Annotated in this window: 17 protein-coding genes; 9 read left to right on the top strand and 8 right to left on the bottom strand. The window is 44.1% G+C overall.

The genetic code is table 11. From position 1 onward, the window contains the following. Positions 1–3: 3 nt before the first annotated feature. The 5 genes from BLW16_RS05050 to BLW16_RS05030 form a co-directional block, all read right to left on the bottom strand. On the bottom strand, positions 4–2,067 hold the full coding sequence (locus BLW16_RS05050) for a S9 family peptidase (protein ID WP_090555477.1): 2,064 nt from the start codon (positions 2,065–2,067) through the stop codon (positions 4–6). Positions 2,068–2,130: 63 nt separating this feature from the next. After that, positions 2,131–3,195 (bottom strand): branched-chain amino acid aminotransferase, encoded by a 1,065-nt coding sequence (locus tag BLW16_RS05045; protein WP_090555476.1) that lies wholly within the window; start codon positions 3,193–3,195, stop codon positions 2,131–2,133. A gap of 61 nt (positions 3,196–3,256) precedes the next feature. Then, the gene (locus BLW16_RS05040) at positions 3,257–4,216 is read right to left on the bottom strand and encodes a tryptophan 2,3-dioxygenase family protein (protein WP_090555475.1); all 960 of its coding nucleotides are present in this window, start codon (positions 4,214–4,216) and stop codon (positions 3,257–3,259) included. A 17-nt stretch (positions 4,217–4,233) separates the two neighbouring features. Further along, the gene (locus BLW16_RS05035) at positions 4,234–5,532 is read right to left on the bottom strand and encodes an HAD-IB family phosphatase (RefSeq protein ID WP_090555474.1); all 1,299 of its coding nucleotides are present in this window, start codon (positions 5,530–5,532) and stop codon (positions 4,234–4,236) included. Between the two features lies 1 nt (position 5,533). Continuing rightward, positions 5,534–6,502, bottom strand: coding sequence for an NAD-dependent epimerase/dehydratase family protein (locus BLW16_RS05030; protein ID WP_090555670.1), 969 nt, complete (start codon positions 6,500–6,502; stop codon positions 5,534–5,536). A gap of 73 nt (positions 6,503–6,575) precedes the next feature. Between BLW16_RS05030 and BLW16_RS05025 the strand changes: the two genes are divergently transcribed. After that, the gene (locus BLW16_RS05025) at positions 6,576–7,763 is read left to right on the top strand and encodes a formimidoylglutamase (protein ID WP_090555473.1); all 1,188 of its coding nucleotides are present in this window, start codon (positions 6,576–6,578) and stop codon (positions 7,761–7,763) included. Positions 7,764–8,195: 432 nt separating this feature from the next. After that, the gene (locus BLW16_RS05020; protein WP_090555472.1) at positions 8,196–8,516 is read left to right on the top strand and encodes a hypothetical protein; all 321 of its coding nucleotides are present in this window, start codon (positions 8,196–8,198) and stop codon (positions 8,514–8,516) included. A 757-nt stretch (positions 8,517–9,273) separates the two neighbouring features. On the opposite strand, the gene purD is transcribed toward BLW16_RS05020, so the two are convergent. Then, a complete protein-coding gene (gene purD, locus BLW16_RS05015; protein ID WP_090555471.1) occupies positions 9,274–10,545 on the bottom strand; it encodes a phosphoribosylamine--glycine ligase in 1,272 nt (423 codons plus the stop codon). 231 nt (positions 10,546–10,776) lie between these two features. On the opposite strand from purD, the gene secA reads away from it, so the two are divergent. The 4 genes from secA to BLW16_RS04995 all read left to right on the top strand — a co-directional run bounded on the left by secA (position 10,777) and on the right by BLW16_RS04995 (position 16,711). Further along, positions 10,777–14,082 carry a preprotein translocase subunit SecA gene (secA, locus tag BLW16_RS05010; RefSeq protein ID WP_090555470.1) on the top strand — a complete coding sequence of 1,102 codons (3,306 nt, stop codon included), beginning with the start codon at positions 10,777–10,779 and terminating at the stop codon, positions 14,080–14,082. A gap of 67 nt (positions 14,083–14,149) precedes the next feature. Further along, a complete protein-coding gene (locus tag BLW16_RS05005; protein ID WP_245735129.1) occupies positions 14,150–14,587 on the top strand; it encodes an SPOR domain-containing protein in 438 nt (145 codons plus the stop codon). Positions 14,588–14,591: 4 nt separating this feature from the next. Then, the gene (locus tag BLW16_RS05000) at positions 14,592–15,779 is read left to right on the top strand and encodes a M20 metallopeptidase family protein (protein WP_090555468.1); all 1,188 of its coding nucleotides are present in this window, start codon (positions 14,592–14,594) and stop codon (positions 15,777–15,779) included. Beyond that, positions 15,779–16,711 carry a hypothetical protein gene (locus BLW16_RS04995; protein WP_090555467.1) on the top strand — a complete coding sequence of 311 codons (933 nt, stop codon included), beginning with the start codon at positions 15,779–15,781 and terminating at the stop codon, positions 16,709–16,711. The genes BLW16_RS05000 and BLW16_RS04995 overlap by 1 nt, the downstream gene beginning before the upstream one ends. Before the next feature lie 128 nt (positions 16,712–16,839). Here the strand turns inward: BLW16_RS04995 and BLW16_RS04990 are convergent, their stop codons facing one another. Next, on the bottom strand, positions 16,840–17,094 hold the full coding sequence (locus tag BLW16_RS04990; RefSeq protein WP_090555466.1) for a hypothetical protein: 255 nt from the start codon (positions 17,092–17,094) through the stop codon (positions 16,840–16,842). 155 nt (positions 17,095–17,249) lie between these two features. After that, positions 17,250–17,882 carry an ATP-binding protein gene (locus BLW16_RS04985; protein WP_090555465.1) on the bottom strand — a complete coding sequence of 211 codons (633 nt, stop codon included), beginning with the start codon at positions 17,880–17,882 and terminating at the stop codon, positions 17,250–17,252. 357 nt (positions 17,883–18,239) lie between these two features. Here BLW16_RS04985 and BLW16_RS04980 point away from each other — a divergent pair, with 357 nt between their 5' ends. The 3 genes from BLW16_RS04980 (at position 18,240) to dnaG (ending at position 22,236) form a co-directional block, all read left to right on the top strand. After that, positions 18,240–19,502, top strand: coding sequence for an alkaline phosphatase family protein (locus tag BLW16_RS04980; RefSeq protein ID WP_090555464.1), 1,263 nt, complete (start codon positions 18,240–18,242; stop codon positions 19,500–19,502). 97 nt (positions 19,503–19,599) lie between these two features. Next, positions 19,600–20,265: an SGNH/GDSL hydrolase family protein gene (locus tag BLW16_RS04975; RefSeq protein ID WP_090555463.1), complete on the top strand. Its 666-nt coding sequence runs from the start codon at positions 19,600–19,602 to the stop codon at positions 20,263–20,265. Between the two features lie 9 nt (positions 20,266–20,274). Continuing rightward, complete coding sequence (gene dnaG / locus BLW16_RS04970) at positions 20,275–22,236, top strand: DNA primase (protein WP_090555462.1); 1,962 nt, start codon at positions 20,275–20,277, stop codon at positions 22,234–22,236. The last annotated feature ends 9 nt before the right edge of the window (positions 22,237–22,245 follow it).

The raw sequence follows: 22,245 nt of genomic DNA, 5'->3' as shown, positions 1-22,245 counted from the left end.
CCTCTACTTCAGCAACTCTTCCGGCACAGGTTTCTCCAGTAAATTCTGATAGTAGAACCTTACACGTTCTGTAAAATCATGCTTCCCTTTAACCGTTGAAGACCAGCCATGTCTGCCACCGGGATAAACCATCAGCTCAAAATGTTTGTTCGCATCTTCCATTTTATTGATCAGCTGAATCGTATTCTGCATATGCACATTATCGTCCATATCTGCATGCATAATCCGCAGCAATCCTTTATACTGATCTACATACGTGAGCACCGAAGCATTTTTATAGCCTTCAGGATTCTCCTTCGGCGTATCCATAAATCTTTCTGTATAAGCAGAATCATATAGCTCCCAGCTCGTTACGGGTGCACCTGCGTATCCATAGTCAAAATAATCAGCTCCATAAGTTAGTGCCATCGTAGTCATATACCCGCCATAACTATGTCCTGTGATCAGCAATTTCTTCTTGTTCACCCATGGCTTCTCTTTCAGCCATTTTGCTGCGGTAATATAATCCTTCATCTCCCATTTGCCCAGGTTCCTGTGCATCAGGGCAACGCCTTCCTTGCCAAACTGGCCTGAAGCGCGGTGGTCTACGGCAATCTGGATAATCCCTTCATTTGCCCACCACTGAATAGCTGTACCTTTCCAGGTATTGGTTACTGTTCCTGCATCAGGCCCGCCATACATACTGAAGACCACCGGATAGGTTTTTGTCTGGTCAAAATCTACCGGATAGGTGATCACTGCAGGCAGGTTGTAGCCGTCATCGGTTGGAATAGTGATCATCTCAGTTTTACCAATAGCAAAACCTGCAAAATCTGCCGATTTACTGTCGGCGATCTCTTTAATGATCTTGCCGTTATTGTCCAGCAGTGTCTGCCTGGTTGGTGTGCTTACATTGGAATAGGTTGTGATAAAATATTTTCCGGAAGGGGAAACCTGTACCTGGTGGGTGTATTCTCCGAAGGTAAGTCGTTTAAGGTCTTTGCCATTATAGTTTACGCGGTAAAGGTCTGTCCGGGTAGAAGCTTCCTTACGGGCCATGAAATAGACCACTTTGTTCTTTTCGTCAACGTTCAGCAGTTTTGTTACCTGCCACTTGCCGCTGGTGAGCGGGTTGATCAGTTTACCGTCAAGCGTATACAGGTAATAGTGTGCCCAGCCGGTCTTATCGCTTTTCAGGATATAATGTTTTTTGTCTTCCAGGTAGGTGATGCGGCCGTCATAATCAAGATCTACCCATGAAGGCTGTTTTTCATCATAGATTTCCTTTTTGGCGCCGGTCTCAGGTTTAACGGTATAGAATTTCAGGTTGTCCTGTCCGCGGTTCATCCATTGCACCATCATGCTGCTGCCATCATAGCTCCAGTAGGGGGTGCCGAAATACTGATCGTCCTTTTCATTAAAGTCTGCCCATACGATCGCGCCTCCGGCTGCAGGAACAAAACCTATTTTCACTTCAGGATTTGGATCCCCTGCCTGCGGATAATGCGTTTTTTCGGTATATCCGTGCTGCCCTGCAGATCCGTTGATCGGGAACATCGGAACCTTGGTGTCATCAAAACGCATAAAGGCGAGGTGTTTACTGTCAGGTGCCCACCAGAATGCCTTGTATTTGGTAGGGCGGCCCAGGATCTCTTCAAAATATACCCAGGAGGAATAGCCGTTATAGATTACGTCGGTGGCATCCGTTGTGTACCTGATCTCTTTGCCATTGGCTATAGCTATCGAATAGAGATCGCCATTGCGTGTAAACGCCACATATTTCCCGTCAGGAGAGAGCGTAGGGTTTTTGTCGCTGTCCTTCACCATCACCTCCGCGTTACTTTTCGATGGTGGTGTGTATGCCTTCCGTTCGCCGGACCGGATGTCTACGGTGTACAGCTGGCGTGTTTTGGTATCCGTTTCAATATAGTGACTGTCATCGCTCCAACCCGAAATTACGGGCAGTGTTTTACTGAGCGAAGGTACCGTACCCTGGGTTTGCTGGAAATTTAACCGGTGCCGCTGTGCTTCGGCGATAGAACTGAACAGTAAACCGGTACCGAGAGTGAATAGTAAAAAATGCTTCATGAATGTAAAAAATTAAAGGCGCCCGTTACAGGCGCCTTCTATGATCAGAATATTTTAGTTTTTTTAAAGGATCCAGTTCCAGCCAAATTCATCAGCGGTCAGGCCGTAGCGGATCTGGTTTAATTTTGCTAATATACCGTTAGATACAGTACGTGTAGAGAGATCAGTCAGGGGATAAGCCTTACCTTCGTAGTTCATCTCATAGATTTGAGTTATCGTAGCCGCCGTACCTACTGCAAAAGCTTCAGTCAGCCTTCCGCTTTCGGCATATTCCAGCACTTCGTGGATCGATACCCTTCTTTCCTCCACTTCGTATCCCGTACTTTTTGCAAGCTGGATCACGGTGTCGCGGGTTACGCCGTCCAGGATTGTTTCACGGACTTCAGGAGTTAATATTTTGCCATCCACAACGAACATCAGGTTGGCCGCACCGGATTCTTCCACATACTTGTGTTCTTTCGCATCCGTCCAGATCAGCTGGTCAAAACCCTCTTCATGTGCTTTAACTGTAGGCAGCATTGCCATGGCGTAATTGCCTGCGGTTTTTGCAGCTCCAACACCACCATCTACCGAACGGGTATATTTCGTCTCGATTTTCACTTTCAGCGGTTTGCTGTAATATGGAGCGCTCGGGCTCATCAGGATCATAAATTTATACGTTAATGACGGCCTTACACCGAGGAACGCGTCAGTGGCGAACATCGTAGGCCTGATATATAAAGAGTAATTTTCTATGTCCGGAACCCATGCCCTGTCGATATCGATCAGCGCTGCGAGGCCCTGCATGAAAATTTCTTCAGGAAGGGTAGGCATAGCCATACGGACAGCAGATTTATTCATGCGCTCAAGGTTTTTACCGGCTCTGAATACGCTTACACTGCCATCAGCTTGTCTGTATGCCTTTAATCCTTCAAAAATGGTCTGTCCGTAATGAATGACAGAACTTGCCGGACTCATTGGAATAGGACCGTAAGGAACGATTGCAAAGTTCTTCCATTCGCCATCTTCGTAATCGGCAACGAACATATGGTCAGTAAAATACTTTCCAAAAGGCAGATTTGTTTTATCTAATTCAGCCAGTCTGGAATGGTCAGTTCTGGTTGTTTTTATTGTCAAAGTCTCTATCACAATTTCGAAATTAGTTCGATTCAAAATTAAGAAAAAAATATTTGATGAACCAGTTTATTTTTTAAGTGTGGAGTGTTTTTAGTACACTAAGCACCCACGACTTACCCCATTCCTCTAACTGTGTTTCTGTCCACAGGAAAGGATAAAATATTCTCTTCTGAAAACGCGGGGGAAGGTACTTCTGCCAGTTCGTCCCGCCTGTTGCTGCGATGTCCACAGGATCCCGTTCCAGGTATCTAACTGCCGATTTGTAATGCGAGAGCGGCCATTCCACGTTCACAAAAAGATCCAGCTTTCTGAGCTCCTCTGCCAGCACACTAAGATCCTGCCCTTCGCTGAGCAGCCTGTGGTACAGGGCGGAGAAATTGGTATGCTCGCGTTCTCTGATCAGCTGCAGGAACTGGTCTGCATATTTGGCAATGAACTGTTTTAGCGTGAGCGTCTGTTTCCCGCTGGAGAGTTCCGTTGCGCCAAACTTCCAGTAGATATGTTCAAACTGTTCTTCGAGAGTTGCACCGGCAAGTTCTTCACGGCGGCTTTTGTCAACCAGCCGGGAGAAATCAGTTGCGCAGATCTCGATCATCCTGTACTGGCCCGACTGAAAGCCACTGGCCGGTAAAAGTGACATTCGGAATTTCAGGAACTGTTCTTTTTCCATTCCGTTCACCATCACTTCAAAAGAACTTACAAGGGCATTAAAATAGGCATTGATCCTTTTTACACGGTCGGTAAAAAACTGTGCTGTCAGTGCCGGATGTCCGGCAATCTGCTTACATTCATGCAGGCTGAGCTTAAAATAAAGCTCAGTGATCTGGTGGTACATGATGAAGATCTCTTCATCCGGAAAAGGTGTTTTAGGACTTTGGAGACTTAATAACGTATCCAGGTGGATATAATCCCAATAGGTTAGAAAGTCGGCATATAACAGTCCGTCCAGATAGGCGGACATATCCTGCCCCATCGCTGCATACTTTTCCTGGAGTTTATCCAGTTTGTCTTTTATTTCAGGTGTAAGTTCCATTGTTCATACGGGAGTACTTAATAGAGTACTCTGAATTTTATAGTTTGGTCAATTTTTTTCAGGGCTTTAAAAACATCTTTATCGTATTCTGCATTAATGTCGGTGATCACGTATCCGATCGTAGCATTGGTCATCAGGAACTGGCCCACAATGTTGATACTGTGTTTGGCGAAAACGGTATTGATCTGCGCCATGATACCCGGTACGTTATGGTGAACATGGATCAGGCGGTGGCTCTGGTTAAATCTTGGCAGCTGAAGGTTAGGGAAATTGCTGCTCAGGTAGGTGGTACCCGTATTCATAAAGTCCATCATCCTTTTCGGGATGAAGTTGGCGTTCCTCGGGTTGTGTTTGGAATCTTCAAAGATCACGATACCCATGTCCGTGCAGGTCTGCACATCCAGGTTACTCTTTGCGCTGCCCAGGTAACCAACAGTTTTTAATTTTACGGCAAGCTGTAGTTTTGCAGGATCCATTTTTTCACCTTCGCCCATGAGGACCATATGTACGTCCTTCACATATTTATCCTCGAAAGTAGATAAGTGACGGATAGAAAAACCGTCTTTTTTCAGTAGGGCAATGCTTTCCGCAGGCACTTCTCCAATAATCAGGCATAAGATCCTGTTCTTGGGGTAAGATATTGCCCTTGGCAGGTTGTTCACATACAGGAACTCATCAAAACTTGGTGTCACATGGTCGGCCCTGCTGACAATACTTTCCCTTGAGATGTTCTCTGTAAAGGCAAAGAACTTCTTGATCATTCCGCTTTCGCGAAGCTGAAAATCGGAGTAGCCGTCGCCGATGCCGTAAAGGTCGCCTTCGAGGTTCAGCTGCTGCATCAGTTTTACTTTGCCGCCTTCTTCACTCAGCGGATTGGCATGGTCGTAGTCGATAATCTTGCCATCTCCCGTAGTCACAAAAGTATTGGCATAGATATTTTCTTTTTTGATATGGTACTGGCTCACCACTGGTGTGATAAACTCTTTAAATCCGCCGGAAACGATCAGTACCTGATCGGCATGTTTTTTAAAGAATGCAGCATTGCGGGAGAAAGACATTGATACTTTCTTTTTCAGGCGTGTGATCAGCTGTTTCAAATGATCTTCAGAAGCGTCCAGCAGTTTTACCCTCTGGGCCAGACTTTCACTGAACGACAGTTTTCCTTCCATTGCCAGGTTTGTCAGGTCTTCTATTTTTTTGAAGATGGCCTCCTTATCCGGATGTTTTTTAAGGGAAATTCTGGCAAGCTCATCTAATGCTTCCACTTGCGTAAAGGTACTGTCGAAATCAATGATATAAATGTTCTTCTGCTTCATCTTAGTTTTTTATTAAACCTGCACATACTTCCTTGATACTTTCATGCAGGGGCTTAAAGGTAATACCCGTTATTTTTTTAATTTTATCGTTGCTATACAGGCTGATATTCATACTGCTGCGTGCCAGATCGGAGCTGAGCGCAGGTGCTTTCCCTGTAAACAATGAAAGGACTCTTGCTGCACGCCAGGCGATGCCGAGCATCCATGGAGCCGCTTCTTTAGCCGGGGCTTTCACACCAAAACCCGCGGCAATCTCCGAAAAAAACTGCTTATAATAATAATTCTCCGCCGAGATGGTAAATCTTTCGGCAGTGACATCACTTTCCATCAATGCGATCATGCTTTTTGCCACGTCACTTACATCCACAATGCCCGTCGCCCCGGCAGTGTAATATTTGAGTCCTTCGCGTATCAGCTGAAAGATCGCACCAGTGCCTTTATTACCGGCATTGGCACCGATCATGATCGTAGGATTAATGATCACCGCGTCCAGCCCTTCTGCTATACTTCGCCAGACTTCCATTTCACTCTCATATTTGGAGATGGCATAGAAATGTACTTTCGAATCGTATTCCCAGTAATCATCTTCAGTGATCTGCATACCCTTTTTGGGTTCGCCAAGGGCGCCCACAGAGCTGACATGGAGCAGCCTTGCACCATAAGTTGTACAGAGATTGGCAATGTTGCTGGTGCCTTCAATATTGATCTTCAGCAGTTCTGCCTTGTCTTTTGGATTAAAGGAAACCAGTGCCGCACAGTGGTACACCTGGGTGATCCCTTCAAATGCATCTTCCAGCGAAGCGAGGTCGTTAATTTCTGTTACAAACCATTCAACCAATGAGTTGTCCTTTAGTAGCACAGGGATAACCGACGTTTCCCGTTTTAATGCCCGTAGTTTTTTTCCCTGCCGCGTGAGCTGATCAATCAGCTCTGACCCTAAAAAACCTGTAGCACCGGTAACTAAAATCATTTCATTTTTTTTAGGATGTTCATTAATATATGGTCTCAAAAATAGATATTTGGCGGCATACATTATATCAATTATGTCATTATCCGATTTTTTCTCCCCTTTAATTCCCGAAAAATTCACTCCTAAACAGGGATTTTATACCAGTCAGCTGGGATTAAAGGCCAGTTTTTACACAGAGAAATTTCCCGAACTCGGAGATGAAGAATATGATATGGCCATTGTTGGCGTTAAGGATGACCGCGCTGCGGTAAATAATAACGGCTGTTCCCTGGGCCCTGATTATTTCAGGGAGCAGTTCTATCTTTTAAATGAGGGCGCTTTCAGCAGCCGCATCATCGACCTCGGAAACATTAAGGCCGGGGAAAGTATCCCTGATACCTATATCGCACTGAAAACCGTGGTTACAGAGTTGATCAAACTGAATATCATACCGGTGATCATTGGCGGGGGGCAGGACCTTACCTATGCACAGTATATGGCTTATGAAAGCCTGGAGCAGAAAGTGGACCTGGTAGTGGTAGACAATAAGTTTGACCTGGAGGATGATGGTCATGATGAGAACAGTATTGCCACGCGCTCTGACAGTTACCTGAATAAGATCTTTTTACATCAGCCCAATTACCTGTTCAATTTCAGCAATGTAGGCTATCAAACCTATTTTGTAAATCAGGACAGCCTGAAGGTGATGAACAAGCTGTATTTTGATGTGCACCGTTTAGGCGAGTTTTCTACTGAGATCAGTTCTGTAGAGCCTGTGATGAGGAATGCCAATATGGTAAGTTTTGACCTTTCCGCTATCCGCTCTTCTGATGCTTCGGCGAATGGCAATGCAAACCCCAACGGGTTTTATGGCGAGCAGGCCTGTAAGATTGCCCATTATGCGGGTTTGAACGACAAGCTGACGTCTATTGGGTTTTACGAATTTAACCCTGCATTTGACGACAGCAGCCAGACAGCCATGCTGCTGGCACAAATGGTCTGGTATTTTATCGATGGTTTTTATAACAGGAAAAAAGATTTTCCTTTAAATCCAAAATCGCAGTATCTGATCTACAGGGCCAGCCTGAAAGACGGTTCCGGGGAAATGCTTTTTGTGAAAAGCAAGAAATCTGACCGCTGGTGGATGCAGGTACCTTATCCTACAGGGATGTCTAAAAATGAACGTTATCACCTGGTTCCCTGCCGGTATGAAGATTATATGGTAGCGGTGAATGGTGAGATGCCCGATCTGTGGTGGCGTACGTATCAGAAGTTGCTGTAACCTGTACACAACTATCCGCTACCGTACGCCTGCCGTTCGATATTGAACGCTTTTATGAATGACATCCTTCCAAATCATTGACAACAGCGCTTTAGCGTATATTATCAATATTGGCATAAACTTGGAACCATGCAGTTCGATCTTATTTTTGACCGATAGATCAGGTGCTAACTATAGCAGTGATTTACCTTTCGAATTCATTCTCAAATATCTCCCTGAAATACAGACGATCCGTTTCAATAATTATCATAATATTCAATTTAGCATATTTCTTCGTTTTTAAAAACACTGATAAGATGAAAAGAATATCCGTTTTATAAAGTGGCCTGAGTAATTAGTACTTAAGTTCACTGAAAATGGAATTGTCACAAACTATTTCTCCGCTCTAAGGGTTATGCTAAAAAGATCCAAATAATCATTAAGAAGAGAAAAATGAAATATAAACTGTTTACAATCTTAGCTTTAACCGGGGTGGTTTACGCAGGATGCAGCAATTCAAACAAAAATAGTGGAGATCAAGCTGATACCTCATCTACAACGGTGGACACCTCAATGGCTGATACTACCACAGCTGGAAAGGGTATGACCGATTCTGCAACTACGGGCTCCGGTACTGCCGGCAGTAGTGCTGTTACCAGCGGAACAACTGGTGGCAACAACAATGGAGATACAGGTACGAACGGCGGTAATGGTACCGGAACAAATGGCACAGGAGGCGTATCAACAGGTAATACCAGTCAAAAAAAGAAATAATTTTTCTGCCGTCAAAAGTTGTACCCGTCCTATATAGTCGCTGTTTGAAACGTTTTTCCAATCTGGTGAAACGAAGAACATCCATAAATGGAATTTATTCCCAATACATGCTTCAGGGATTGCTACAGTGAGTGAAAGATCTTTTCGCTGTATCCGGAACTTCCCAGGTGATTTTGATTTATAAAAAAATAATAGTTGTATGTGTTTTATTGTTTATCATATAGCTGGTTAGGTTTATTGTGTTGTTTTTTTTGAAATAATGGTTTTAACAGGTGACTGTTTTCTGAACTCATATATTAGTATCCACTAATCTGGTAATAACGGGGTATAAACTGATACTGAACACGTATAGAACTCGTACAAAACCTGTATTTCCGGTGTGGTCTTGCTGGGGTTGGTCTGGGGTTGTCGTGGGTATAAGCAGGCAACCGCAGCGTAACCGCAGATCAACCCCACACCAACCCCAGCCAAGATGCGGGTTCTGCATAAGTTTTATGTGAGTTCTGTACAGGTTCAAACACATCAGAATCAAATGATGTAACGTTGCCTTTCCTGAATGTTCCTGTTCTTGCATTAATTTCTTTAATTACATCTACCGTAATCTCTTTGCCTTCCCGGGCATTTTTTAGGGTAAACTGTAAGGCTTCTTATTGATCAGTGACCATTAAGCTATACTGAAGCGTTTCACAAAGTGCCGGAAAAACAAAAGGCCCTGATCACAAAGATTTCAGGGCCTTTTCTATTCAGATAATTAATATTACATCAGGTCAAACCCGATATCTTCCCTGAAATACTTTCCGTCAAAATATACCCTCGCGGCATCAGCAGTAGCTGATTGCAGTGCTTCGAACATATCGTCCTGTAAACTTGTCACGGCCAGTACGCGTCCGCCGTTGCTTTTGATCACACCGCCTTCCAGCATGGTTCCCGCATGGAAAGCGAGGGACCTGCGCATGTTGTCAATCCCTGTCATGGCTTTACCTTTTTCATACTCTCCCGGGTAACCGCCTGCAACGATCATTACAGTAGCAGCACTTTTCGGGCTGATCTTCAGTGTCACATCCTTCAGGCGTTTCTGTGCAGTAGCCATGAACAGTTCTACCAGGTCATTTTCAATCCTTGGCAGCACACTTTCCGTTTCAGGGTCTCCCATGCGGCAGTTGTATTCAATGATCATTGGTTTATCACCCACTTTGAACAGGCCAAAGAAGATAAAACCGGTATAATCTATATTGTCTTTTTTCAGTCCCTCAATCGTAGGGATAATGATCGTTTGCTCTACTTCATTTAAGAATTTCTTATCGGCAAATGGCACGGGCGAAACAGAACCCATACCGCCTGTATTTAAGCCGGTGTCTCCCTGTCCTATCTTTTTGTAATCTTTCGCTTCCGGCAGGATCACATAATTGTCTCCGTCGGTCAGTACAAATACAGACAGCTCAATGCCGGTCAGGTATTCTTCGATGACCACCAGTGATCCGGCATTGCCGAATTTGCCGCCCAGCATCAGTTTCAATTCATCCTGTGCATCAGCGGTGGTTTCGCAGATCACCACGCCCTTGCCTGCTGCCAGTCCGTCGGCTTTTAATACCACCGGCAGGTTATGGTGTTGCAGGTAGGACAGCCCCTGGGCCAGTGTTTCATTGGTGAAGGATTTCGATGCCGGGGTAGGGATGCCGTGGCGTGCCATAAATTCCTTTGAAAAATCTTTACTGCCTTCCAGGATAGCACCTTCTTTTTTAGGGCCGATCACCGGAATTTTTAAAAGCTGCTCATCGGCAGCAAAAAAGTCATGAATACCATTTACCAGAGGTTCTTCGGGTCCTACCACTACAAGCTCAATGTTTTCTGCCAAAACAAACTTTTTGATGGCCTCAAAATCATTTGGATTTAGATTTACATTTTTACCGTACGCTCCCGTTCCACCGTTTCCGGGTGCGATAAATAGTTTTGAGCATTGTTCAGACTGGCTCATCTTCCAGGCGAAAGCACTTTCTCTTCCGCCAGAACCTAATAATAAGATATTCATATGGGCAAAGATAAACGCTTTGCCTAAAATATATAGTTTATCTTTTGATTTAATCCTTACAGCAGGATGACAATTTGTACTTGTCTTTCCAAATAAAGCAATACTGTCTGATCAATATGCGAGATTATTTGTATTTTTATGGCCCGGCAACTGCCAAAGTGACCTGTTGACTGCTATGGCTTGGTTGTTGTAAAATCATGATTTTTAAATAAATAAACACAGATAAAAACGATGTTAGGATTTTTAACCAAAGTTTTTGGAAGCAAATCGGATAGAGATATTAAGGCAATCCAACCACTTGTCATCAAAATAAATGAGGAATATGCTAAGCTTTTGGCTTTAAGCAATGATGAATTGCGTAACAAAACCGTCTACTTTAAAGATGTTATCGCCAAATCTTTAGCAGAAATCGATGGTAAAATAAGCGGACTGAAAGCAGATGCTGAAGGTCAGGACTTGTCTTTGCCGGAGAAAACCTCGATCTATGAACAAATCGATCTTTTAATCAAAGACAGGGATAAAGAACTGGAAGTTGTACTGATGGAAATCCTTCCTGAAGCTTTTGCTGTAGTAAAGGAAACCTCAAGACGTTTCGCTGAAAATGAAAAACTGGAAGTTACTGCCTCGGCATATGACAGAGAATATGCTTCGCGCAGGGCCAATGTGAAGATTGAAGGTGATAAGGCTTTCTGGGCAAACTCCTGGGATGCTGCGGGAAGCACGGTAGTGTGGAACATGGTTCACTATGATGTGCAGTTGATCGGTGGTATTGTATTACACAATGGTAAAATCGCCGAGATGGCCACTGGGGAGGGTAAAACCCTGGTAAGTACATTGCCGGCGTATCTGAACGCGCTGGCAGGACAGGGTGTACACATCGTTACAGTGAATGATTACCTGGCACGTCGTGACTCGGAATGGAACGGACCTCTGTTCGAATTCCATGGTTTAAGGGTAGACTGTATTGATAAACATGAGCCTAACTCGCAGCAGCGCAGGGATGCTTACCTGGCTGACATCACTTATGGCACAAATAATGAGTTTGGTTTTGATTACCTGCGTGATAATATGGCACAGGAACCGGGCCAGTTGGTACAGCGCAAGCTGCATTTCGCTATGGTGGATGAGGTCGATTCAGTACTGATCGATGATGCCCGTACACCACTCATCATCTCAGGACCTGTTCCTTTTGGAGACCAGCATGAGTTCCATGAACTGAAACCAAGGATAGAGCGGTTGGTGAATGCACAGAAAGAATATGTGACCAAAGCTTTAAATGAAGCAAAGAAATTAATCAATGACGGTAAAGCCGGAACCGAAGAAGGTGAAGGTGGTTTAGCGCTGTTAAGGGCTCACCGTGGTTTACCAAAAAATAAAGCACTGATCAAGTTTTTAAGTGAAGGAAGCAATAAGCAGGTCCTCCTGAAAACTGAAAATCATTATATGGCCGATCAGTCCAAGAACATGCCAAAGGTAGATTCACATCTTTATTTCTATATCGATGAGAAAAACAACCAGGTAGAACTGACGGAAAAAGGAATTGAGCTGATCACTAAATCCGGTGAAGACGAACATTTCTTCGTATTGCCGGATGTAGGTACTGAAATTGCTGAGATTGAAAAATCAACGCTGGACAGCGAAGAGAAGATCTCGAGAAAAGACGAGCTGATGCGCGATTATTCGATCAAAGCAGAACGCGTGCACTCGGTGAACCAGTTGCTGAAAGCCTATACTTTATTTGAGATCGATGTAGAATACATCATCGATGAAGGTAAGATCAAAATTGTAGATGAGCAAACAGGCCGTATCATGGATGGCCGCCGTTATTCGGATGGCTTGCACCAGGCGATCGAGGCAAAAGAAAATGTGAAAGTTGAAGATGCTTCACAAACCTATGCTACGGTTACTTTACAGAACTTCTTCCGTATGTACCATAAGTTATGTGGTATGACGGGGACGGCAACTACAGAATCTGGTGAGTTCTGGTCTATTTATAAACTGGATGTGGTAGAAATTCCTACCAACCGGGTAATGTCAAGAAAAGATGAGCAGGATTACGTTTACCGTACCATCCGCGAAAAATATAATGCAGTTGCCGAGGAGATCGTAAAACTGACTGAAGCAGGCCGCCCGGTATTGGTGGGTACTACTTCGGTAGAGATCTCTGAACTGTTGAGCCGCATGCTGAAACTCAGAGGGATCAAACACAATGTACTGAATGCGAAGATGCACCAGAAGGAAGCCGATATCGTGGCTGAAGCCGGTCAGGCAGGAACAGTGACCATCGCTACGAATATGGCGGGTCGTGGTACGGATATTAAACTGGGTGCCGGTGTGAAGGAAGCTGGTGGTTTGGCCATCGTAGGTACGGAGCGTCATGAGTCGCGCCGTGTAGACAGGCAGTTGCGTGGTCGTGCAGGCCGTCAGGGTGATCCGGGATCGTCACAGTTCTTCGTTTCACTGGAAGATAACCTGATGCGCTTATTCGGTTCTGAGCGTATCTCTAACATCATGGTAAAAATGGGTATTGAAGATGGTGAAGTCATCCAGCATTCAATGATCACGAAATCTATTGAGCGTGCACAGAAAAAAGTTGAAGAGAATAACTTTGGTATCCGTAAGCGTTTGCTGGAATATGATGATGTGATGAACTCTCAGCGTTCGGTGATCTACTCAAAACGTAAGAATGCGCTGTTTGGCGAGCGTTTGGATGTAGACATGAACAATATGGTGTTTGACGTGGCTGAAGATGTAGTGAGCGAATATAAGGAAGAAGGTAACTATGAAGGCTTCAAACTTGAAGTGATCAAGAACTTCTCCCTGGATACCGCGATTACTGAATCTGAATTCAGCTCAAGAAGCGTACATATTTTAACAGACAAATTGTTTGAAGAGGCAGTAGCCTTTTATACAAGGAAATCTGAAGCCATCATCGGGCAGGCAATGCCGGTGCTGACACAGGTGTTTGAAGAACGTGGCGACCATGTTGAGCAGATCGTTGTTCCGTTTACGGATGGCGTAAGAAGCGTTCAGGTAGCAGTTGATCTGAAAAAAGCCATGCTGAACGATGGAAGAGAAGTTACAAAATCTTTTGAGAAAACGATTGTTCTGGCCTTAATCGATGAGTCATGGAAAGAGCATCTTCGCGAAATGGACGAGTTAAAACAGTCTGTACAAAACGCAGTTTACGAACAGAAAGACCCACTGATCATTTACAAAATGGAAGCATTCAACCTGTTCAAAAACATGCTGAACGCAGTAAATAAAGAAGTAGTGAGTTTCTTATATAAAGGTGGTATTCCTGTGCAGCAGGAAGCCGATGACCTTAAAGCTCCGCAGGCACCAAAACCTGCAAGCAAGCTGAAATTATCTAAACCTGAATTTGCTTCGGCCACAGGTGCTGAAGTCCAGTTTGACGATACCCGTGAGCCTGCTCCGCAGCAACCTGTACGTAAAGAAGTGACGATTGGAAGAAATGATCCCTGCTTTTGTGGAAGCGGTAAGAAATACAAAAACTGCCATGGTGCAGGAATGTAATTTGTAATACACACAAAGAATGCCGATTTTTGTAAAAAGAAGTCGGCATTCTTTTTTTAAAAACTTTATGAAGTTAATCTTTACGTTGATTATTTGTTTTTTTTCTATTGCCTTGTCTGCGCAGAAAAGAGGCGTGGTGACAGTTATTAAAGATCCGCTGGTTGACAGCCTGATCGATAGAAGGATCGCCCTCAGTAAAAAAGCTGCGCCTGCACCTGCAACTGCCGTTTCCCGTAGAGATGGTACTATCGTATCCATGATGGGATACCGCGTGCAGGTCTTTTACGGGTCAGACCGGAGAGAAGTGTTCAATGAACAGTCCCGCTTTAAGACAATATATCCAAAGGTCAATACGTATATTACTTATAAAGAGCCCAATTACTATCTGCGTGTGGGCGACTTCAGGACGCGCCTGGAAGCCCAGCGGATGATGAATGAACTGAGATCGGCATTTGCCACGCTGTTCATCTTCAGAGAAAAGATTAATGCACCAGGTTTAGATTAAAACTATGATCAATAAAGAGCAGATTCAACATTTAGCAGGTACCATTTTTGAAGAGGTAGTAGGGTACCGCCGTCACCTCCATGCCAATCCGGAACTGTCTTTTAAAGAATTTGAAACTTCAGCTTTCGTGAAAGCGAAACTTACAGAATGGGGCATCTCCTTTGAAGGGCTTGCCAATACGGGCGTAGTCGGTTTAATTACGGGCGACCTGCCCTCAGACCAGGTGATTGCCCTGCGCGGAGATATGGATGCTTTGCCGATCAATGAGGCAAATGATAAACCGTATATTTCAAAAAATCCTGGTGTGATGCACGCCTGCGGACATGACGTACACACCTCGTCCCTGTTAGGGGTTGCATATATTTTAAATACACTGAAAGCAGAGTTCGGCGGGACGATTAAGCTAATCTTCCAGCCCGGGGAAGAGGTATTACCGGGAGGGGCAAGCATGATGATCGCTGAAGGGGTACTGGAAAACCCGAAACCACAGCATATTATCGGTCAGCATGTAATGCCGCTGATCGATGCGGGAAAAGTAGGCTTCCGTTCGGGAATTTATATGGCCTCTACAGATGAATTATATGTCACTGTACATGGTAAAGGCGGGCATGGTGCCCAGCCGCAGCAGAATATAGACCCGGTATTGATCAGTGCGCATATCCTTGTGGCACTGCAGCAGATCGTTAGCCGGAATGCAGACCCAAGATTGCCATCGGTACTCTCTTTTGGAAAAGTGATCGCCAATGGGGCAACCAATGTGATTCCGAATGAAGTAAAAATGGAAGGTACCTTCAGAACGCTCGATGAAGACTGGCGCAAAGAAGCAAAACGCCTGATGAAAAAAATGGCTGAAGGGATTGCAGAGAGTATGGGCGGAAGCTGCGATTTCAGGATCATGCATGGGTATCCCTTCCTGATCAATGAAGAAAAAGTGACAGCCAGTGCACGTGCTTATGCAGAAGATTACCTCGGAGCGGAGAATGTGGTTGACCTGGATATATGGATGGCTGCGGAAGATTTCGCTTATTATTCGCAGGTGACAGACGCATGTTTCTACCGTTTGGGTACCGGAAATGCGGCTAAGGACACAAAATATTCCGTACACCATCCCAATTTTGATGTGGATGAGGATGCAATGAAAATATCAACAGGCCTGATGGCTTATATTGCGCTGAAACAACTGGGGAATTAATGAGGATCATCAGGACTATTTTAACTGTCGCGATGACAGTTTGCGGGTTTCATGTGTTCGCACAGCAAATCCCCCGTTTTAATCCGGATACGATCAAGACGATCACACTGGATTCCAATGTGAATATTGTTGCCCAAAAGCTGAGTGTGGAGACTTTTATTCGGGCAGTAACCACAGATACTACCTTTTATGCGGCTTTCAGGAAAATGAAAAAACACAGTTTCATCGCTGAGAACAGGATCTATACTTATGATAAGAAAAACAAGGTAAACGGGAAGATTTACAGAAAGATCCGCCATACGGCTAATCCCGTTAAAATGGAATACCTTGCCAAACAGGATACCGGAAAGGTCTTTAAGAAAAATGGCAAGTACCAGCTGTATACCGTAGAGATGTTTGATTACATCTTCATGAATGCATATAAAACTGACTTTTCTTCGGAGACCTCTTCAGCTAGCCCCAAAGGGGAATCCAATGCGAGTTATAAGGACAAGCTAAAAACACTGATCTTTAACCCCGGGAGGCCTGTAAAGGGCATCCCTTTTATCGGCAGTAAGACGGAAATCTTTACTGCAAATATGCGGCAGTATTATGATTATGGTTTCCAAAGCGGCACTTACCTGGATTCTATTCCTGTTTACCGTTTCAGGGTGAGCGTAAAGGAAGGGCTGAGCAACTGGACTAAGGACGGGCTGATGATCAAAGAGCTGGTTACGATTTTTGATAAGCGCGATTTTGCTATCCTGGGACGTTATGTAGACATGAAGTACAGCAATATGCTTTTTGATTTTGATGTACAGATGAATATCGAAATGGGGTATTTTGGCGAAGAAAAACTGCCTTCAAAGATTACCTACCAGGGTAACTGGAACATTCCTTTCAAGAAGGAAGAACGGGCAAGTTTTCTGATCCTGCACAAGGACTATAACTAGTAAAAAAAATGCTCATAGTCAGAGTCTACCTGGAAGAATGTAATCCCGGCAGATTCAAGGTCCTGTTTGTTTTTTTTGGCGGCCTTCATGGGCTCATCAGATTTTAGTCCCCATGCATTGATCAATCATCACCTGTAATTTTCGCTCACATTGCTGAAGCACACTTTCAAAAGCAGGTCTACTTCAACCATCCGGTAGCCTCTTTCGGCAGCTTTACTTAGAGCTGAAGCACTGTTTTCTGCAGTTACACTGTCTACCACCCCGCCGCGGTGCGCAATCAGGTAATATTTTGGGTTGATGCGGTCCCTGTGTTCCTGGCATTGAGCAGTGGAGAAAATGGCGGGCAGGAACAAGCTGATTAACGTGATAAGGTGAAACTTCATGGTTTATCTATCTTTCTGTAAATCTAAATGATAGATGTGAATTAATTGTTAAATTAATCGCGTTTCATGGAGGTGATCATCCACTTCCATGCCGGTTTTATGCTGATATGTACGCCGTCTACAGTTAGTTCTTCTTCTTCTTCCGCTGTGATGACTCATGCTTCGGTCACTTTACAGTAGGTACATGCTTTTAATAATCCTTTGATCTCGCGGCTTCGCGTACTTTCGTCTGATAGCGACCAGCTTACCTGTACGGGGAGTGCCGTTCCACCTTCAGGATATACAATGAAATCACATTCACCTGAGGCGTCAGCATAGTAGTAGATGTTGCTGGTATAGATGCTTCCAAATCTCTGATAGAGTTCTTTAAAAATTAGGTTTTCAAGTAAAAGACCGCGGTTTCTTGTATATTGTGCTGTATTTGCATTTAATAAGCCGTTATCCAGCCAATAGATCTTTTTATCGGATTTCTCTCTTTTACTGTCTGAATAATCAAAACGACTAATCCTTTTAAATAAATAAGCTTGTTCCGCCATATCCATTGCCTCATAAACGCTATTGAGTCCAACACTGTATTGTTGCGACTTTAATTGATTGTACAATCTGCGGTTACTGATGGTTTTTCCAATAGTAGATGCAGCAAGCCTGTATAAACTACGAAGGTAGGAGTAGTTAGTTAACCGATTGTACTCTACAATATCCCGCAATAGCATTGCATTGTAGTATTCCTGAAGATAAGCTGTGTGGATGTATTCAGGAATATCAATAGTTTGCGGATAACCGCCCAATACAAGATACCGGTGAAATAATGCGATTGTTTTATTTTTTGCGGCTCCGAATGCTGAAGGTTTTAGTCCGCTAAAATCACAATACTCTGTAAAGGTAAGCGGTAATAATTCTATAGCAATGCTGCGCCCCCGTAAAACAGAGACAATTATCGGAAAATCGTCTTTCCCAGAAAGACGATTTCATAATTTTGTGAACCCTTATCATCCTGAATACAGCGATATGTGACCAATATAAACTGACTATTTAAATGACAATTTGAAAATTATTGGATGTTTATATAATAAACGGATCATATAGGCGTAATTTGAAAACATTAGATTTACGGCGCCTTCGTCAATAAGGCTTAAATCATTTCAATGAAAAAACTGTTGACCTGCCTGGTATTATTATTTAGTGTACTGAACATCTCTGCGCAAGCGCTGAAAAGCGATACGGTATCTCATGCCGATCATGACCGTAAAAACACCGAGGAACAGCAGAAAAAGCCATATGTGATCCTGATTTCTGCGGATGGCTTCCGTTATGATTATGCAAAGAAATATCATGCGGAACATTTACTGAAACTGAGTGCTAAGGGCCTGCGTGCTGCGGCCATGATCCCCTCTTTTCCTACCGTAACTTTCCCAAACCATTATACGCTGGTTACGGGCATGTACCCTTCTCATCATGGACTGGTCAGCAACAGCTATTATAGTGCAGAGAAGAATGACAGCTATAGTATGAGTAATAAGCTTCAGGTAAGGGATGGAAGCTGGTATGGCGGAACCCCGCTGTGGGTACTGGCAGAACAGCAGCACATGATTGCAGCCAGCCTGTTCTGGGTAGGGTCTGAAGCTGCTATTAAGGGAGTGAGGCCCACATATTATTATACATATACGGAAAAAATCAAAATGCCTGACAGGATTCAGATCGTGCTGAACTGGTTGAAACTGCCTGAAGAAAAAAGGCCGCACTTCATTACCTTTTACCTGTCTGAACCCGATCATTCCGGCCATCATTTCGGGCCTGAAGCACCTGAAACAGCAAGGGCGGTAAAATTGGTAGATTCTGTTGTTTACCAGCTTACACAAGCGGTTAAGGCTACCGGACTGCCGGTCAGTTTTATTTTTGTTTCAGATCATGGGATGACTACTGTGGATACTAAAAATCCTATTGGTACACCGAAAATCATTGACAGGGATAAGTTTAAGGTAATCTATTCCAGCACCACGCTGGAATTATATGCCAGGGACAAGGCCGATATACAACCCATGTACGCGGCGCTCCGTAAATCGGCCAGGGATTATAAGGTCTACCTGAAGACAGAAATGCCGGACAGGTTTCACTATGGGGCGAAAGATGACAGGATGAACCGTATCGGGGATATTCTCCTGATACCCGACTGGCCGAAAGTCTTTTCCGATAAAATACCGGGCATCGGGCACCATGGTTTCGATCCGCTAAAGGTGAAAGATATGCAGGCTACTTTTTTTGCCTGGGGGCCAGCCTTCAAAGAAGGCCTTAAAATACCGGCATTTGAAAATGTAAATGTGTACCCGCTGGTCACTACGATCCTTGGATTAACGTATACTGAACAGATAGATGGTAAAAAGGAAGTTCTTGAAAGCATATTGCGCTAAGAAACCGTCGAACTTCGTCGACTGGTTATACATAAACGGGATGAATTGGTTATCTTTGACAATCGTTTGGAACACTAATATTAAAGAGGGTAATACGATGAAAAAACTTATAAAATCTATCTTGTACCTGATGGCCTGCTGTTTTGCTGTCTCTATTTTAGCTATGAAATTAAAACCGAAAAAGATTATTTTCTTTGGTGATTCCATCACCCAGCAGGGAGTTGCACCGGGCGGGTATGTTGACCTGGTCAAAAAATCACTTGATTCTTCAGCGTATGAGGTAATGGGTGCAGGAATTGGCGGCAATAAGGTATATGACCTTTATCTTCGCTTAGAAGATGATGTCCTGAACAAGAAGCCAGATCTTGTAGTGATCTACATCGGTGTGAATGATGTTTGGCATAAGAAAACATCGCACACCGGAACAGATCTTGATAAGTTTGTCAAATTCTACCAGGCACTGATCATTAAAATCCAGGCGGGTAATGCCAAAGTGATCTTATGTACACCCGCTGTTATTGGAGAGAAAAAGACCGGCGAAAATGATATGGATGCAGAACTGGATAAGTTTTCAGAAGCCATCCGTCAGCTGGCCCTTAAAAATAAATTGCCATTGGTTGACCTGAGGGCACAGTTCACTGCTTATGATGCCGCAAACAATACCGGCGACCTTGAAAAAGGAATACTGACTACTGACGGTGTTCATCTGAATGCAAAAGGTAACCAGACTGTAGCTGATTTGTTCCTGCCACTATTGAAGTAATACACCTTAATGATATACCAGGATACCATCAATAAGATCATGGACACCGCCCGTATTGAGGAGGTGGTGGGTGATTTTGTGTCTTTAAAAAAACGTGGAACCAGTTTAATTGGCAATTGTCCGTTCCATAACGAAAAGACGCCGTCTTTCCATGTATCTGTTACCAAGGGTATCTATAAGTGTTTTGGCTGTGGAAAAGGGGGGGATGCAGTGCATTTCATCATGGACCATGAGAAATACTCTTACCCGGAAGCCCTGAAATACCTTGCACAAAAGTATAATATAGAGGTTGAAGAAAAGGAGCAGAGCCCCCAGGATGTAGAAGCAAACAATGCACGCGAAAGCCTGTATGTGGTTTCGCTCTATGCCGCAAATTATTTTGCCAATGAACTCTGGACGGGAGAGCATGGCCGCGCAATCGGTCTGAGTTACTTCAGGGAAAGAGGCTTCAGGGAAGATATCATTAAGAAATTTGAACTGGGTTATTCTCCTGATCAATGGGATGCACTGATCCTGAGCGCGAAGGCTGCCGGACATAAGGAAGAATACCTTGAGCGTACCGGCCTGTCCATCCGCAACGATAAGGGAAAAGTATACGACAGGTTCCGCGGAAGGGTAATGTTCCCTATCCATAACTTTACCGGCAGGGTTATCGGTTTCGGCGGAAGAACGCTGAAGACGGACAAGAATGTCCCTAAATATGTCAACTCTCCTGAAAGTGATATCTACCATAAGTCGAACGTCCTTTACGGGCTTTTTCAGGCAAAAAAGGCCATCCGCGAGTTTGATAACTGTTACCTCGTAGAAGGTTATGCCGATGTGCTTTCGGTACACCAGGCTGGCATAGAAAATGTAGTAGCCTCTTCCGGTACTTCGCTTACGGTAGAGCAGATCCGGCTGATCGGCCGTTTCACCCAGAATGTAACCATTTTATATGATGGGGATGCTGCTGGTATAAAGGCCTCGCTGCGCGGACTGGACATGATCCTGGAAGAAGGACTGAACGTGAAAGTGGTGAACTTTCCTGACGGCCATGACCCGGATTCATACATGCATAAGGTTGGCGCAGGTGCATTTAAAATTTATATTGAGAATAACCGCAAGGATTTCATTTTATACAAGGCCGATATCCTGCTGAAAGAAGCTGGTACAGATCCAATCAAACGTGCGGGCATTATCAGGGATATTGTAGAAAGCATCGCAAAGATTCCTGATGATATCAAGGCTTCAGTGTTTATCCGGGAATGCAGCCGACTGCTGCAGGTAGAGGAGCGGATGCTGCTGACGGAACTCAACAAAATGAAGTCTGCCAGGTTTAAAAAGACTTCTTCCCAGCAGAAACAGCAATATTCACAAAATCCTGCGGCGCCGGACGGACCGCCTGATAACCTGTTCGACGATAATTTCCATCCTGACCTTCCGGAGCTGGAGAGCAGCCCGGATAACGACCAGCTGCAGGAAAATGAAATTGTCAGGCTTTTACTGGCATTCGGACACGAGCTGGTCAGCTGGGATAATATTGATAATATGTATATCGGGTCTTTCATCATGCAGAACCTGTCTGATGTGACCTTTGAAGATCCAACTTGTAAACTGATCATTGAGAATTATAAAGAAGAGATTGAGAATGGGCATTTGCCGGTTGCAAACCAGTTTATCAAAAATGATAACCGCGTAATTGCAGACCTGGCCATTACTTTATCTACTTCGCCCTACGCATTGAGCGAGAACTGGTACAATAAACACCAGATCTATGTGAGGGATGAAACCGTAAACTTAAAAGCCACTATTCTGGGTGGGCTGTTTCACCTGAAAAAAAGAAAGGTGGACCGCATCCTGCTGGGCCTCTTACAGGAGATTAAAGTAGAAAACGATCCTGTAAACCAGGAAATACTGATGCAGCGTTATGCCTATATCAAGAATGTAGAAAGAGAGATTTCGAAATTTTTGGGTTCTGTGATACTGAAATAACGGTAATCG

It is taken from the genome of Pedobacter hartonius, from assembly GCF_900107535.1.
GTDB classification, from domain to species: Bacteria; Bacteroidota; Bacteroidia; order Sphingobacteriales; family Sphingobacteriaceae; genus Pedobacter; species Pedobacter hartonius.
This window is presented reverse-complemented; position numbering and strand designations above follow the sequence as displayed.